A 15,838-nucleotide genomic window follows, 5' to 3' on the forward strand; every position below is an offset into this window, starting at 1 on the left:
CGCAAAGAGTGTGTTGCTTTGACTCCAACGCCCATGGCACAGGCCAGATTCTTGCTGTTCATGTTCACCACCCTGTGGATGGCGATTCCCGCCCAGGCGCGTGAGGAAATCGAAGTCAAAATCGGCGCGGCGCATTTCCCTCCTTATACCGTGCGCCCCGAGAAGGGTGCCGACACCGGTTTGTTGCCGCAGTTGGTCGATGCCTTGAACGCTGCCCAGCAGCACTATCGGTTCGTCCTGGTGCCCACCTCGATCCCCCGCCGCTTTGGCGATTTCAAGCAAGGTCGCACCGACATGGCGATCTTCGAGAACCCCCAGTGGGACTGGCAGGACATTCCCCACGTGGCGGTAGACATGGGGCTGGAGGATGCCGAGGTGTATGTCACCCAGCACCTGCCCGAGCGCGACGAAAGCTATTTTGCCGACCTCACGGGCAAGCGCCTGGCCCTGTACAGCGGCTATCACTACGCCTTTGCCGACTTCAAGTCCGACCCCAAGTACCTGGTCGAACATTTCAAGGTGACCTTGACCTATTCCCACGACAGCAACCTGCTGATGGTCCAGCGCGGCCGGGCAGACATCGCCCTGGTCACCCGTTCCTACCTGAGTGACTTCCAGGCCCGCAACCCGCAAAGCGCCCAGGCGTTGCGCACGTCGGAGCGGGTTGACCAGGTCTATCACCACTATGCCTTGCTGCGTCCCGGTGCACCGATCAGTGCTGAGGCGTTCGCCGGCCTGTTGCAGCAACTGCGTGACCAGGGCGAGCTGCTGCGTATCTTCGAGCCTTACCAGATCATCGTCAGCCAGCCCGGGGCTGACTGAACACAGGCTGTCAGCGTTTGCCCAGGATCTTGCCCAGCATTTCCGGCCGTGGCGCACCTTGCTGGGTTTGCAGCTGTTGTTGCTCGTCGAGGTAGAAGATCGCCGGGGTTGCCGACAGGCCCAGTTCTTCCATGGTGGCCAGGTTGGCATCGAGCTTGGCCTGGACGTCGGCGGGGATTTTCTCCAGGGCCTTGAGGGTGCTGGCCTTGCCGGCCTTCTCGTGAGTGTTCAGGGCCTTGACCGGGTCTTTGCTGGCCAGCAGCGCGGCCGACTTGCCCGGGCTGTCTTCACGGATGATGCCAACCATGATGTGGCGCAACTGCACCTTGCCCGACTCGACCCACGGCCGCGCCTGCTGCCAGAACATGTTGCAGTAGGGGCAGTTCGGGTCGCTGAACAGGTAGACGATGCGTGGTGCATCGGCCTTGCCGTCGGCAATCCAGGCGGTTTTTTCCATCTTCGCCCAGACCTCCTTGGCCATCGGGGCGTAGACCAGTTTTTCCAGGGGCGCCTCGCTCAGGTCCTGGCCCTGTTCATCGAACAGGCTACCGACCAGTACGTGCTTGCCATCGGGCGTCAGGTACAAGGCCATGCCGCGGTTCTGGTATTCACCGGCATAACCGCGCAGCCCATTGGGCGCATCGAAGCTGCCTTTGATTTTTACCCCTTTGGCTTCCATCTGCTGGACAGCCTTGGGCAGGTCTTCGGCAATCGCCGCCTGGCTGGCCAGCAGGCCGAGGGTGAGCGTGAGGGGCAGTTTCAGCAAAGCGTGCATGTGTCATTCCTTGAAGTGTCGGAGACAGCGGGTGCGGCGGGGCGCTCGAAAGATTCCAGGGCGTGGCGCAGGCTGGCCCGCGACAGCTCGCCCAGGTGGCTGCCGACCAGTCGACCGTCGGCGTTGTAGAACAAGGTGGTGGGCAGGGCCATGGAGCCGACTTGTTGGGCCAGTTGGCCGCCGCTGTCGAACAGCACATGGGACAGGTTCAGGCCGGTGGTGGCGAGAAAGTTACTGACCGTTTGTGGCGACTCACCCTGGTTGACGAACAGGAAGGTGATGTCCGGGCGTTCATTCTGGCCTTGCTGGAGTACCGGCATTTCACGGCGGCACGGCGGGCACCAGGTGGCCCAGAGGTTGATCACCAGGGGCCGGCCACGGTAGGCGCTGAGCTGGACGGCCTGGCCGTCGGCCTTGCGCAGGCTGGTGTCGGGCAATTGCGTGCCTTGTTCATACAGGTGGCTGCCCAGGCTGCCCAGCAGCCAGAACAGCGCGCCACTGAACAGGCCCCAGCCCAGCGGACGGCGCAGGGTGGGGCGGCGAAAGCCTTGCCACAAGGCGCCGGCAGCCACCGCCAGCACACCGGGCCAGAGCAGGAAGCCGCCATCACGCAGGTCGACGATCTGCAGCGGGTCGTCGCGGTACATGGGCCAGTAGCTGAGCACAAAACCCAGGCGGGCGGCGAGCAAGCCCAGCAGGAACAGGCTGAACAGCACCGACTCGGGGTTGTCGCCTCCGCGTTTGGCTACCCGCCAGCCCACCAGGCTCGCCAGGGCCAGTGCGCAGAGCAGCAGCAGGTGGTTCATGGCCATGGTCAACGGCCCGAGGTTTACGGTCAGCATCAGCCTTGACTCCGGGTCTGGGCCCATTGTTCGAGGAAGTTCTTTGCGTCGACTTCACCGGTGATACGGCGCGCCCGACGTTCGCTGCCCTCCGGCCCGATCCAGATCAGGCTGGGCGGGCCCGGTACCTGGTAGCGCTGCATCAACTCGCGACTCGGCGCTGCATCGGCGGTCACATCCAGGCGTATCAGGCGTACGCCGCTCAGTGCGGCCAGTACGTCGGCGCGGGCGAACACCTGCTTTTCCATCACCTTGCACGACACACACCAGTCGGCATAGTAGTCCAGCATTACCCACTGGCCCTGGGCTTTGGCCGCATCCAGTTCGCGCTGCAACTCGGCTGGCTGGGTCACGGTGACAAAGGCGTCGGTGTGCACGGCGCTGGCTACCGCGCTGCTGCCGCCACGAAACGGTTGCAGCGGCTGCCAGGGATCGTCGCCACCGGCAGCGGCGCCGATCAGCAGCAGACTGCCCCAGAAGCCCACCAGCAGCGGCGCGGCACGTACGGCGCGCAGGTTATGCAGCGCCGGCCACGCCGCCCAGGCCAGGGCGATCAGCCAGGCACCGGCCAGGGCCAGCCACAGCGAAGGCTCAAGCACGGTGCGCAGGGTATACAGCGCCATGGCCAGGAACACGAAGCCGAACAGGCCCTTGACCAGGTTCATCCACGGGCCGGGGCGTGGCAGGTAGCGATTGCCCACGGTGACCAGCAACAGCAGCGGCAAGCCCATGCCCAGGCCCAGGGTGAACAGCACCAGGGCGCCATGCAGCGCGTTGCCACTCTGGGCGATATAGAGCAGCGCACCGGCCAGCGGGGCGGTCATGCAGGGCCCCATCAGCAGCCCCGACAGGGCGCCCAGCAAGGCCGCGCCATAGAGGTTGCCGCCCCGGGTGCCATGCCCGGCGCGTTCCAGGCGGTCACGCAGCCAGACGGGTAACTGCAGCTCGAAGGCGCCGAACATCGGCAAGGCCAGCAGCACGAACAAACCGGCCAGGGTGCCGAGCAGCCAGGGTTGCTGCAGCCAGGCTTGCAGGCTTGCACCCAGCACGGCGGCGACCACCCCGAGGGCGGCGTACACCAGGGCCATGCTCAGTACATACACACTGGCCAGCGCCCAGCCACGGCGGGCGCTGACACCATTGCCCAGCACCAGCCCGGCGAGAATCGGCAGCATCGGCAGCGAGCACGGGGTAAAGGCCAGCAGCAGGCCAAGCCCGAGGAAGGCCAGCAGGCTCCAGGCCAGGCTCGACTGCGCAAGGCCGCCGGCCAGGGCCTGGTCGCTGGCCTGCGCGGTCGCCTGCTCGGTGGCCGGGGTGTCGCTCAGGCTGACCAGGTTGGTCTGCGGCGGGTAGCACAGGCCGGCATCGGCACAGCCTTGCCAACCCATGCGCAACGAGCCGCGCGCGTCGGCGGGCAGAATCAGCTCCAGCTCGCCGCGGTACACCTGGGTTTCACCGAAGTACTCATCCTGGTGGGGCAGGGCTTCTGGCAAAGCGGGCTGCTGCTCGGCGGGCAGGCCGTCGAACTTCAGGCGCTTCTGGTACAGGTAGTAGCCGTCGGTGATTTTCCAGTGCAGGCGCATTTCGCCGCTGGCCAGTCGTTCGCTGCTGAACACGAACGCCTTGTCCACCGGCAGGAAGTCGCTTTGGGCAAAGGGGTTGGCCTGGGTCAGGCCGCTGAATAGGAACATCAGGACAATCAGTAAAGCGCGCATCTCGAAGCCTTGGCAGTGCGATGAACGGTCGATCCTGGCCATGTTCGATTAACCGAGTGTTAACCCGTTGGCGTCGATTGTCGGCCCGGCCGCGACGTTGCGGCCCTGTCACGGCATAATCCTGGCTTAATGCGCCTGCGCTTCACTGCCCACTTTTAGCCCCGAGACCCACCATGCACGTACTGCTCTGCGAGGATGACGACCTGATTGCCAGCGGCATCGCCGCCGGGCTGACCGCCCAGGGCATGACCGTGGACCGGGTGGCCACGGCCAGTGCTGCCCAGGCGATGCTGCAGGCCGCAGCCTTCGATGTGATGGTGCTGGACCTGGGCCTGCCCGACGAGGACGGGCTCAAGCTGCTCCAGCGCCTGCGCCAGCAGGGCCATAGCCTGCCGGTGCTGGTGCTGACCGCCCGCGATGCCATCACCGACCGGGTCGACGGCCTGCAGGCCGGTGCCGACGATTACCTGTTGAAGCCTTTCGACCTGCGGGAACTGGCGGCGCGCCTGCATACCTTGTTGCGCCGGGCGGCAGGAAGGGCGGTCAATATCATCGAACATGGACCGCTCAGCTACGACCCCAGCAGCCGCGAAACCTGCCTGGGCGGTGTGCCGGTGGACTTGTCCCGGCGTGAGCAGGCACTGCTGCAGGCACTGCTGCACAACCGGGGTCGGGTGCTGTCCAGCGAACAACTCAAGGACAGCGTCTACGGCTTTGGCGACGAGGTCGAGAGCAACGCCTTGAACGTGCATATCCATCACCTGCGCCGCAAGCTGGGCAATGGCATTGTCGAAACCGTACGCGGCCTGGGTTATCGCCTGGGCCCTGCGCAACTGCCCGAGACGTCGCAATCATGAGCCTGCGTGTACGCCTGACCCTGATCCTGGGGGCTGCATTCGTGGTCATTTGGGCGCTGGCGGCGGCCTGGATGCTGCGCGACCTGCGCCACCAGATGATGTTCTCCCTGGACCAGCGCCTGGTGGCCTCGGCGCGGATGGTCGCCGGTTTGATCGACCAGATGCCCCAGCCGCTGGTGAGCAAAGGCGAGAGCACCAAGATCAGTGCCGACCAGCTCAGCGTGCCCGATGGCATGGCCTGTCAGGTCAGTTCGCTGCGCGGCGAAATCATTGCCCGCAACCACAGCAACGACCAGGTGCTCAACGATGATCGCAGCGGTTTTCGCGACCAGACCATTGACGATGCGCGCTGGCGAACCTTCACCTATTACCGGGGCGATGTGCGCATCACCACGGCAGACCGTCATCAGGAGCGCGAGGCGCTGAACCGCTCGATCCTGCTGGCCGCCTCGGCGCCGGTACTGGTAGCCCTGCTGGGGAGCCTGGGGCTGCTGTGGATCGGTGTCGGCAAGGGCCTGGCGCCGCTCAACCGCATGCGCGATGCCCTGCGCAGGCGTAGCCCCGATGCATTGGAGCCCTTGCAGGTGCGTGGCCTGCCCAGCGAATTGCAGCCGCTGCTCGATACCCAGAACCAGTTGTTCCAGCGCATCGCCCAGACCATCGAGCGTGAACGCCGGCTGACCGACGATGCCGCCCATGAGCTGCGCACCCCCCTGACCGCGATCAAGACCCACTTGCAGGTGGCGCGCATGACCGATGGTGCTGTCCGTGAGCAGGCGCTAGAACATGCCGAACAGGGCGCCGACCGACTGCACCGGACCCTGGAGCAATTGCTGTTGCTGGCGCGGGTGGAGGGCAGCCTGTCGTTCGAGGACGGCATGCAGTGCAGCGCCGAGCAGGTCGCGCGCCAGGCCATCCAGGACACTGGCTTGGGTGATTCGCAGCGCATCGCGTTGCAACTGGACCCAGGCGCCGCCCAGGTTTATCTGGGCATGCCGGCGCCCCTGGCAGTAACGGCCTTGCGCAATCTGCTGGACAACGCCCTGCGCCATACCCTGGGCACCGAGCCAGTGGAGCTGGCGGTGCAGATGGACAAGGACCGTGTGGCCTTCACCGTGCGCGATCACGGCCCCGGTATCGCCGAGCAGGATCTGGAACACCTGACTGAACGCTTCTGGCGTCATGGCCAGAGCGGCGGTTGCGGCCTGGGCCTGGCGATTGTCCAGGCCATCGTCCAGCGCTGCGCCGGTACCCTGCGCTTCGACAGCCGCAGCGACGGATTGCGGGTGCTGCTGCAGGTCCCGCTGCGCAGCAGCTGATCAGGTTCGGCACAGGCAGGCGGGTGCGGCGCAGATGTGCTTACCGGACCTGCCACCCCCCACCCAATGCCTTGTACAGCGCCACACTGCCCTGCAGCCGTGCCAGGCGCAGCTGCACTTGCTGGTCCTGGGCCTGATACAGGGTGCGCTGGGTTTCAAGCACCGTCAGCAAGGTTTCGGCGCCGGCTCGGTAGCGGCTTTCGGACAGGGTGAAGGCGATGCGCGCCTGTTCGACTTCCTGGTCCTGCCACTGGCGCTGGTTGTCCACGCCGTTGATGCCGGTCAGCGCTTTTTCGACATCGGCAAAGCCGCCCATGATGCTGGCGCGGTAGCTCTCCAGCAGTTCCTCTTCCACGGCCCGGGCCTTGTCGCGTTCGGCGCTCAACCGGCCGTTGTTGAAGATCGGTGCGGCGAGCCCCGCACTCAGGGTGTAGTAGGGGCTGCGCAGGATATGGGCGAAGGTGTCGGCACCCGAGCCCAGATCGGCGCCCAGGGTAACGCTTGGCAGCATCGCCGCTCGGGCCACGGTGACATCCGCCCGGGCCGCCGCCAGCCGCGCTTCGGCGGCGGCGATATCCGGCCTGCGGCTAAGCAGGTCGCTGGGCACGCCACTGCCGATGCCGGGCCAGCGCAGCCCGTCGATGGTTTCCTGGATAGGCGGCAGCTGTTGCACCGGGTCACCCAGCAAGGTCGCCAGGGTGATCCGGGCTTCTTGCAGTTGCTGCTCGAACAGCGGCACCTGGCGTGCTTGTCCGGCCACGAGGCTGCGCTGCTGGGCAAGCTCCAGGGCGGTGGCCGATCCTGAGTCGTAGCGGGTCTGCACCAGGCGCAACACGTCCTGTGCATTGGCCAGGTTGAGCCGGGCGATGCGTACCTGTTCGGCCAGGGCCAGGCTTTGCAGGTAGCTGTTGGCGACGCCGCTGAGCAAGGTCAGTTCGACGGTCTGGCGATCGAAGCGGCTGGCATCCAGGCCATGCAGGGCGCTGTCGCGGGCCGCGCGTTTGCCGCCCCAGAAGTCGATCTCGTAGCTGGCGCTCAGGCGGGTGTTGAAGGACGTGCTGGTGCGGTCGTAGTCGCTGGCGTCGAGCTGGTCGAAACCATAGCCGCGCAGCAGGCGCTGACGGCTGGCGTCCAGGCCGAACGTGACCTCCGGCAGCAGCGGCGCGCCGGCGATCACCGCCGAGGCCTGGGCCTGGCGGACGCGCGCTGCGGCAGCGGCCAGGTCGAAGCTGCCAAGGCGTGCCCGCTCGATCAGATGATTGAGCGGTGCGCTGGCAAACTGTTGCCACCAGTGTTCGCCAGGCAACGGCTGATCGGTGCTGGCGTCCAGGCTTTGCCAGTCTGCCGGCGCTTGCAATCCACTCTGCGGTGGCGTGGGCGTGGCGCTGCAGGCGGCGATGAACAGGCTGATGGAAAGCAGGCTGAGACGGCTGGGCAGGTTCATGGATTATTCGCTGGTAAGGGCTTTGACCGGGTCGAGTTGGGCGGCTTTGCGTGCCGGCATGAAGCCGAACACCACGCCGGTAGCCACCGCGCAGGCAAAGGCGCCGAGGACGGCGGTCAGGGAGAAGGCCACGGCGATGTTGGCCAGCAGCAAGGCGCCGCCGATCAGTACGGCCAGGACGATGCCGGTGAGGCCGCCGACCATCGAGAGCAACACCGCTTCACTGAGGAACTGCCGCAGGATGTCGCGCTGCCGCGCGCCGGTGGCCATGCGGATGCCGATTTCACGGGTGCGTTCGCGCACAGTCATCAGCATGATGTTCATCACCCCGATGCCGCCGACCAGCAAGGAGATGGCGGCGATCGAGCCGAGCATCAGCGACAGGGTGTTCTGGGTACGCGCTTCGGCCTGGATCAGCGCGGCGTCGTTGCTCAGTTCAAAGTCGTGCTTGCCGTTGTGCAGTTTGCGCATCAGCTTGTCGATGGCCGCTTCCGTTTCGGCGACCCGCCGCGAGTCGGCGGCGGCGATCGTCACGTACTCCGGGTCGCGGCTGCCGAACAGGCGGATGGCCGCGGCGGAGTAGGGCACGACGATGCGCTCGTCGCTGTCCTGGTCGCCGGAACTGGCGCCTTTGCCCTCCAGTACACCGACCACCTGGAAAGGCACGTTCTCGACCAGGATGTACTGGCCGATGGGATCGACCTGATCGCCCAGCAGCTTCTCCTTGACCTTCTGGCCGATCACCGCCACAGCGGCTGCGGCCTGCTCGTCGGCTTCGGTGAAGAAGCTGCCCTCGACCACGGGCCAGTTGAAGATTTCCGAGAAGTAGGTGTTGTTGCCGCCGACATAGAACTGCTGGTTGTTATTGCCGTAGCGCACCATCAGCGTGTTGCCGATCACGGGCATGATCATCTTCACCTGGGGCAGGCTGCCCACCGCGGCGACATCATTCAGGGTCACGATGCCGGCCGGATCGCGCAGGGTCGGTGCGCTGCCACTCAGGTAAAGGATGTTGGAGCCGAACGCGGCCATCTGCGCCATGACCTGGCGCTTGCTGCCTTCGCCGACGGCCAGCATGACCACCACCGACGCCACGCCGATGACGATGCCAAGCAGGGTCAGGGCGGTGCGAAAGCGGTTGATCCACATGACCCGCCAGGCCGCTTGCAGGGCCTCGAGCAGTTCGCCTTTCCAGGCGTCGCTATGGGTGGCGCCCTGGTCCAGGCGCTGGCGCAGGTCTTCGGCCTGCAGGCCGGGGGCATGGCCTTGCTCGCCGGCGTCTTCGTTGGTCGAATCGCTGACAATCAGGCCGTCGCGGATCTCGATGACGCGCTTGGCCCGCGCGGCCACCTCACGGTCATGGGTGATCAGGATGACCACATGGCCCTGGCTGGCCAGCTCGTCGAGCAAGGCCATGACCTCGGCGCCGCTCTGGCTGTCGAGGGCGCCGGTGGGTTCGTCGGCGAGAATGATATGGCCGCCGTTCATCAATGCCCGGGCAATCGACACCCGTTGCTGCTGGCCGCCGGAGAGTTGGTGGGGGCGGTTGCCGGTACGGCTGGCGAGCCCCAGTCGATCCAGCAGGGCGGCCGCACGGGCATGGCGTTCGGCGGCAGGTGTGCCGGCATAGATCGCCGGCATCTCGACGTTTTCCTGGGCCGAACCCGAGGCGATCAGATGGTAGCCCTGGAACACGAAACCGAACGCCTCGCGGCGCAGCCAGGCCAGCTCGTCGCTGTCCAGGTCGGCCACGTTCTTGCCTGCGAACAGGTACTCGCCAGAGGTGGGGCGGTCCAGGCAGCCGAGGATGTTCATCAGGGTCGACTTGCCGGAACCGGAGGCGCCGACGATGGCCACGAACTCGCCGGGGTGGATGGCCAGGCTGATGCCGCGCACCACCTCGACCTTGGGGGTGTCGACCCCGCCATAGGATTTGCGGATGTCGCGCAGTTCGATCAGCGGTGTACTCACCTCAACCTCCGCTGGCAACGGGGGCGCCGATCAACAGCCGCTCACCTTCGGTCAGGCCGTCGAGCACCTGCACCCGCAAGCGGTCGCTGAGCCCGGTGCGTACCCGGCGCTGCTCGACCTTGCCGTTGGCGCCCAGCACCTGGCCGATACGCATGTTTTCGGCGCTGGCGTCGTCATCCAGGGCTGCCACGGGCACGGTCAGCACCTTGCTGGCGCGCCCGGCGACGAAGAACACCTGGGTCGTCATTTCGGCCATCAGGGCGTTGTCGGGGTTCTCGACATCCAGCAGCACGGTGTACAGCACCACTTTGCCGCTGGCGCCGCTGCCGCTCGCACTGGCCGGGTCGCCGCCGCCCTGGCCGGACTGGTCCAGCGGTTTGGGCGGTACCGGGAGGATCTGGCGGACCGTGCTGTTCCAGCGACGCTTGCCGCCCGCCAGGGTGGTGAAATAGGCCGCCATGTCGGGTTTGACATGACCGATATCGGCTTCCGATACCTGGGCCCAGACGGTCATCGGTGACAGCTTGGCGATCCGCAGGATCAAGGGGGTCTGTTGCTGGGCGTTGAGGGTCTGACCCTCGCGGGCATCGACGGCTACCACGGTGCCGGACATCGGTGCATAGATGCGGGTGTAGCCCAGCTCGGCTTCGTCGCTGCGCAGGTTCGCCTGGGCCTGGCGGATCTGGGCGCGGTACATGTCGATGCGGGCCTGGGTCACCTTGAGCTGGGCCTGGGCACTTTGCACGTCTTCGTCGCGGGTTGCACCGCCGGCGGCCAGGTTGCGTTGGCGCTTGTACTGCTGCTCGGCCAGCTGGTACTGGGCCTGCTGTTCGGCGAGCTGTGCCTTGAGGTTGTCGATGGAGAAGCGTCCGGCATCGAGCTTGGCCTGTTGGGTCGAGGGGTCGATCTCGACCAGCAGTTGGCCGGCCTTGACCTCGTCGCCGACCTCTACATGGAGCTTGCGGATCTGCCCGGACGCCTGGGCGCCGACATCCACGTAGCGTCTGGGCTGCAATGTGCCCAGTGCCGTGACGCTGCTTTCGATATCATTGCGGGTGACGCTGACCGTACTCAGAGGGTCGCCGCTGGCAGGCAGGGTCTTCCACGCGAACAGGGCGCTCAGGCTGAGCAGGCCAAGGCCGCAAAGAAGCAGTCGGCATTTGTTTGAAGGACGTCTCATGCAGGGTTCCAACCGAAAAGGGTGCAGGGATACAGTGAGCGAGTGATCAGGTGGAGCAGTGTTCCGGGGGGCAAGCTTGATGCAAATGATTGTAATTTGTATTATCGCAAACTGCCATCATTCATATCTGCTCGATACACTCACGCTATAAACAGAGTCAGGAAGATGCCGTCGTCGCGGCCAGGTGTTGTGTTGGAAAACTACTATCGAGAATTGGTGAGTTTCCTTTGTGCTCGCCTGGGTAACCGCCAGGCGGCCGAAGACGTTGCCCATGACGCCTACACCCGCGTGCTGGAACGCACGGGCGACTCCGACATCGAACACCCCCGCGCCTTTCTCTACCGCACGGCCCTGAATCTGGTCATCGACGGACATCGCCGCGGCTTGTTGCGGCAGGTCGAGCCGCTGGACGTGCTCGACACCGATGAGCGTTTCTTTTCCCCGGCACCGTCCCACGACATGGAGCTGCGCCAGCGACTGGTATTGATGCAGCGGGCACTCGATGAGTTGAGCGCACCGTGTCGCGACAGCTTTCTGCTGCGCAAACTCGAAGGCCTGTCGCACCCGGAGATTGCCGAACGCCTGGGGATCTCTCGCAGCCTGGTGGAAAAGCACATCGTCAATGCCATGAAGCATTGCCGCGTGCGCATGCGTCAGTGGGAGGGCTAGGGGCGGGCGGCCAGGGGTGTTGAAAATTCCGTCCTGGCCTTGCTTGATTTCTGACGGATTCCCTACAACTATCAGTGAAGACCCTTTCACAGGCGGATTGCCCGCCTCCAGCCTGTAGTTGAAATATTGGCGCAGTATGGTCAAGGAACGTCACTAACGCTCTCAAGCCTTGGTCATAGACGATGCCAAACAAATCGATGCGGATTCTGATCGCCGACGAACACCCGATGCAGTTGATGCAGCTGGAGAAGATGCTCAACGGCATGGGCTATTACCGTATTGCCCCCGTGGAATGCTTCGAGGACCTGCAGCGCCTGGTGCAAGGTGCGTTGCAGCCCTTCAATCTGCTGGTGGGCAATATCGACCTGGCCAACCATGTTGGCGTCGACTTCGAGCGTTTCTGCCGGGTCAATTCGCAGATCCAGCATGCCCTGCTGTACGAGTCCCAGCACCTGAAGGTGCCCGCCATACCGAACGCCCAGCGCCAGGCAGTGAACATCAGCCTGCCCAAAGTACCCGACAACGAGACCCTGCAAACCTTCATGGGCATCATCGATGCACCCAGGGTGCTGGGCCAATTGCCGGATATTGCCGAGCGGATCCCGCATCCGGCTTATACGCCACGACGGATGAGCTTCGGCTCGAGTGCGTTCTCCCGCCAGTCCTGAACAGTGCTATCACCTGCGCACCCTTGGGGTGCGTTTTGTTATCCTCTTGCGTTTGCCCAGGCGCGCCGGAGTGCGCGTTGATCTGCCCACTGATTGATGGATGCCCCTATGACAGCCACCACGCCTGCGCCAGCGACGCGCTTGAGCCGCAGTGACCACAAGACCTTGAGCCTGGCGGCCTTGGGTGGCGCGCTGGAAATCTACGATTTCATCATCTTCGTGTTCTTCGCCCTGACCCTGAGCCAGCTGTTCTTCCCGCCAGACATGCCGGAGTGGCTGCGCTTGCTGCAAAGCTTCGGCATTTTTGTCACCGGCTACCTGGCCAGGCCCTTGGGCGGCATCCTGATGGCGCATTTTGCCGATCACCTGGGGCGCAAGAAGGTCTTCAGCCTGAGCATCCTGATGATGGCGCTGCCGTGCTTGCTGATCGGCATCATGCCGACCTACGCCGACATCGGTTACTTCGCCCCGCTGATCCTGCTGGCCCTGCGCATTCTGCAGGGTGCGGCGGTGGGCGGGGAGGTGCCCAGTGCCTGGGTGTTCGTCGCCGAACATGCGCCAGTGGGTCGGCGCGGTTATGCCCTGGGTTTTCTCCAGGCCGGCCTGACGTTTGGCTACTTGCTCGGCGCCTTGACGGCCACAGCACTGGCGCAGTGGTTCACGGCCCAGGAGATTCTCGACTACGCCTGGCGCTATCCGTTCCTGCTGGGCGGCGTGTTCGGTGTGATCGGGGTGTGGCTGCGTCGCTGGTTGAGCGAGACACCGGTGTTCCTGGCCTTGCGCGAGCGTCGTGAGCAACCGCCGACCTTTCCGCTGAGCACCGTGTTGCGCGAGCATCGGCGGGCACTGGCGCCAGCGGTACTGCTGACCTGCGTGCTGACCTCGGCGGTGGTGGTGCTGGTGGTGATCACCCCGACCATCATGCAGCAGCGCTTTGGCATGAGCGCCGGGCATACCTTTGCCCTGAGCAGCATGGGCATCGTTTTTCTCAACATCGGCTGTGTGCTGGCCGGGTTGCTGGTTGACCGCATCGGTGCCTGGCGTGCGCTGATGTTCTACAGCCTGATGCTGCCGCTGGGTATTGGGGCCTTGTATGCAAGCCTGGTGAGCGGCTGGGAATGGCCAGGCGTGGCCTATGCTCTGGCGGGGCTGGCGTGCGGAGTAGTGGGGGTGGTGCCGTCGGTGATGGTCGGTTTGTTTCCGGCGCCGGTTCGTGTGTCGGGTATTTCCTTTACCTACAACATTGCCTACGCACTGTGGGCCAGTACCACGCCGCTGATGCTGATCGCGCTGATGCCGTGGAGTCCCTGGGTGTGTGCAGGGTTTGCGCTGGTAATGGGTACGGTGGGATTGCTGACGGCGATGCACTTCGGTGCCCGCGATGTCATTGCCTTTGAAGACGATGCCGTGCGTTGCTGAGTTCGATCGCGAGGCGTGCGGCAGCGGGCTTGCCCCGCGAAGACTAAAAAGCCCCCTGGCCGCAAGGCGAGGGGGCTTTTTTAGTGGAAGGCCGGCTTACATGTTCGGGTAAGTCGGACCACCGGCACCTTCCGGCGTGACCCAGGTGATGTTCTGCGAAGGGTCCTTGATGTCACAGGTCTTGCAGTGCACGCAGTTCTGGGCGTTGATCTGGAAACGCTTGGCGCCGTCTTCCTGGGTAACAACCTCGTACACGCCCGCCGGGCAGTAGCGTTGAGCGGGCTCATCGTACAGCGGCAGGTTGGTGCCGATCGGGATGCTCGCATCGGCAAGCTTGAGGTGGCACGGCTGCTCTTCTTCATGGTTGGTGCTGGAGAGGAACACCGAGCTCAGCTTGTCGAAGCTGAGTTTGCCGTCGGGCTTGGGATAGTCGATTTTCTTCGAGTCGGCTGCCAGCTTCAGGCAGGCGTAGTCTGGCTTGGTGTCGTGCAGGGTGAACGGCAGCTTGCCGCCGAACCAGTTCTGGTCAACGTAGTTGAACGCAGCGCCGAGCATCGGGCCGAACTTATGCATGGCCGGGCCGAAGTTACGGCTGGCGAACAGCTCTTCATACAGCCAGCTGGCCTTGAACGCTTCAACGTAAGTGTTGAGCTGATCGCCGCCTTCGCTACCGGCCAGCAGGGCATCGGCCACTGCGTCGGCGGCGAGCATGCCGGATTTCATGGCTGTGTGGCTGCCTTTGATCTTGGCCACGTTCATGGTGCCCAGGTCGCAGCCGATCAGGGCGCCACCGGCGAAGACCATTTTTGGCAGCGAGTTCAAGCCGCCCTTGGCCAGGGCGCGGGCGCCGTAGCTGATGCGCTTGCCGCCTTCGAGGTATTGGCTGATCACCGGGTGGTGCTTGAGGCGCTGGAACTCGTCGAACGGCGACAGGAACGGGTTGGCGTACGACAGATCGACGATCAGGCCGACCACTACCTGGTTGTTTTCCAGGTGATAAAGGAAGGAACCGCCGGTGTTTTCCTTGGCCATCACATCCAGCGGCCAGCCGGCGGTGTGCACCACCAGGCCTTGCTCGTGTTTGGCCGGATCGATTTCCCAGATTTCCTTCAGGCCAATGCCGTAGTGCTGGACGTCGGCGTCGCTGTCGAGGTTGAAGCGCTTGATCAGTTGCTTGCCGATATGGCCACGGCAGCCTTCGGCAAACAGGGTGTATTTGCCGCGCAGTTCCATGCCCGGGGTGTACAGGCCGTCTTTTGGATTGCCTTCACGGTCGACACCCAGGTCGCCGGTGATGATCCCGTGTACTACGCCGTTCTCGTCGAACAGGGCTTCCTGGGCGGCGAAGCCCGGGTAGATTTCCACACCCAGGTTCTCGGCCTGCTGGGCGAGCCAGCGGCACAGGTTGCCCAGGGAGATGATGTAGTTGCCTTCGTTGTGCATGGTCTTGGGCACGAACAGGTCAGGAACCTTGATCGAGCTGCCAGCATCCTTGAGCACATAGATGTCGTCGCGTTTGACGGCGGTGTTGAGCGGGGCGCCCAGCTCTTTCCAGTCCGGGAACAGTTCGTTCAGGGCACGTGGTTCAAACACCGCGCCGGAGAGGATGTGGGCACCGACTTCAGAGCCTTTCTCAACCACGCAAACGCTGATTTCGTTACCGGCTTCGGCGGCCTTCTGCTTCAATCGGCAGGCGGCGGACAGGCCCGCCGGGCCAGCGCCGACGATGACCACGTCGAATTCCATGTATTCGCGTTCCACAGGTTCTCTCCTACTCAAGGCTCATCGGTTTTTCTTTGTTGGCGGGTGTCAGGCGGTCATTTTGAGTGCGCTCGGGCTGTAGCTCGAGTGATGACGGACTACACCGCTTTCTCTTGGCCGCGCATTATATCTACACCACTCGCGGGGTCCAATACAAACGTTTGTTTGAATTTGCCGCAGGCCAGTAAAATCAAAGAAGCGCGGCTTGAAGCTGACCGGTTTGCCGTATTGACCGGATTGGGCGTTACGGTCAAGATACGAGCGGTTTTGCGCTCGCCGTAGGCTGACCGTCGGATGCAGGTGCACCCCTAAAAACCAGGCGAAAAGCAGGGCATTGAAGCCTTTACCCGCTTTGTAGTGGAGTTTATACACCACGACAGAAAATGAACCACGGGT

13 protein-coding genes are annotated in these 15,838 nt (G+C 64.2%); 6 read left to right on the top strand and 7 right to left on the bottom strand.

Annotated elements, in window-relative coordinates; all coding sequences use genetic code 11:
- Positions 1 to 18: 18 nt before the first annotated feature.
- Positions 19 to 822, top strand: a complete 804-nt coding sequence (locus U9R80_RS08200; RefSeq protein WP_442964944.1) for a substrate-binding periplasmic protein — start codon at positions 19 to 21, stop codon at positions 820 to 822.
- Between the two features lie 10 nt (positions 823 to 832).
- Here the strand turns inward: U9R80_RS08200 and dsbG are convergent, their stop codons facing one another.
- From dsbG to dsbD, 3 genes are read right to left on the bottom strand one after another with little or no spacing between them, the layout of a single operon-like run.
- Entirely contained in the window at positions 833 to 1,597 is a 765-nt protein-coding gene (gene dsbG, locus U9R80_RS08205; RefSeq protein ID WP_301836876.1) for a thiol:disulfide interchange protein DsbG, read from the bottom strand.
- Complete coding sequence (locus U9R80_RS08210) at positions 1,582 to 2,439, bottom strand: prolipoprotein diacylglyceryl transferase family protein (protein ID WP_301836875.1); 858 nt, start codon at positions 2,437 to 2,439, stop codon at positions 1,582 to 1,584. Before U9R80_RS08210 ends, dsbG begins: the two co-directional genes overlap by 16 nt.
- Positions 2,439 to 4,154: a protein-disulfide reductase DsbD gene (gene dsbD / locus U9R80_RS08215; protein WP_301836874.1), complete on the bottom strand. Its 1,716-nt coding sequence runs from the start codon at positions 4,152 to 4,154 to the stop codon at positions 2,439 to 2,441. The genes U9R80_RS08210 and dsbD overlap by 1 nt, the downstream gene beginning before the upstream one ends.
- Before the next feature lie 173 nt (positions 4,155 to 4,327).
- Here dsbD and U9R80_RS08220 point away from each other — a divergent pair, with 173 nt between their 5' ends.
- Together U9R80_RS08220 and U9R80_RS08225 are read left to right on the top strand one after the other, a co-directional pair.
- Positions 4,328 to 5,011 (top strand): response regulator, encoded by a 684-nt coding sequence (locus U9R80_RS08220; protein ID WP_301836873.1) that lies wholly within the window; start codon positions 4,328 to 4,330, stop codon positions 5,009 to 5,011.
- Entirely contained in the window at positions 5,008 to 6,330 is a 1,323-nt protein-coding gene (locus U9R80_RS08225) for an ATP-binding protein (RefSeq protein ID WP_301836872.1), read from the top strand. Before U9R80_RS08220 ends, U9R80_RS08225 begins: the two co-directional genes overlap by 4 nt.
- Positions 6,331 to 6,370: 40 nt before the next feature.
- Here U9R80_RS08225 and U9R80_RS08230 read toward each other — a convergent pair whose 3' ends face one another.
- The 3 genes from U9R80_RS08230 to U9R80_RS08240 are packed head-to-tail and all read right to left on the bottom strand — an operon-like array spanning position 6,371 to position 10,925.
- Positions 6,371 to 7,774, bottom strand: coding sequence for an efflux transporter outer membrane subunit (locus tag U9R80_RS08230; protein WP_301836871.1), 1,404 nt, complete (start codon positions 7,772 to 7,774; stop codon positions 6,371 to 6,373).
- Between the two features lie 3 nt (positions 7,775 to 7,777).
- Positions 7,778 to 9,745, bottom strand: coding sequence for a MacB family efflux pump subunit (locus U9R80_RS08235; RefSeq protein WP_301836870.1), 1,968 nt, complete (start codon positions 9,743 to 9,745; stop codon positions 7,778 to 7,780).
- 1 nt (position 9,746) lies between these two features.
- Positions 9,747 to 10,925, bottom strand: coding sequence for an efflux RND transporter periplasmic adaptor subunit (locus U9R80_RS08240; RefSeq protein ID WP_301836869.1), 1,179 nt, complete (start codon positions 10,923 to 10,925; stop codon positions 9,747 to 9,749).
- A 192-nt stretch (positions 10,926 to 11,117) separates the two neighbouring features.
- Here U9R80_RS08240 and U9R80_RS08245 point away from each other — a divergent pair, with 192 nt between their 5' ends.
- From U9R80_RS08245 to U9R80_RS08255, 3 genes are all read left to right on the top strand, one after another.
- Positions 11,118 to 11,594 (top strand): sigma-70 family RNA polymerase sigma factor, encoded by a 477-nt coding sequence (locus tag U9R80_RS08245; protein ID WP_324804813.1) that lies wholly within the window; start codon positions 11,118 to 11,120, stop codon positions 11,592 to 11,594.
- 182 nt (positions 11,595 to 11,776) lie between these two features.
- Positions 11,777 to 12,262 (top strand): histidine kinase, encoded by a 486-nt coding sequence (locus U9R80_RS08250; RefSeq protein WP_301836868.1) that lies wholly within the window; start codon positions 11,777 to 11,779, stop codon positions 12,260 to 12,262.
- A gap of 108 nt (positions 12,263 to 12,370) precedes the next feature.
- Positions 12,371 to 13,681 carry an MFS transporter gene (locus U9R80_RS08255; RefSeq protein WP_301836867.1) on the top strand — a complete coding sequence of 437 codons (1,311 nt, stop codon included), beginning with the start codon at positions 12,371 to 12,373 and terminating at the stop codon, positions 13,679 to 13,681.
- Positions 13,682 to 13,777: 96 nt separating this feature from the next.
- On the opposite strand, the gene U9R80_RS08260 is transcribed toward U9R80_RS08255, so the two are convergent.
- Positions 13,778 to 15,442 carry an electron transfer flavoprotein-ubiquinone oxidoreductase gene (locus U9R80_RS08260; protein ID WP_301836866.1) on the bottom strand — a complete coding sequence of 555 codons (1,665 nt, stop codon included), beginning with the start codon at positions 15,440 to 15,442 and terminating at the stop codon, positions 13,778 to 13,780.
- Positions 15,443 to 15,838 lie beyond the last annotated feature (396 nt).

Source organism: Pseudomonas sp. JQ170C (assembly GCF_035581345.1).
Lineage (GTDB): Bacteria > Pseudomonadota > Gammaproteobacteria > Pseudomonadales > Pseudomonadaceae > Aquipseudomonas.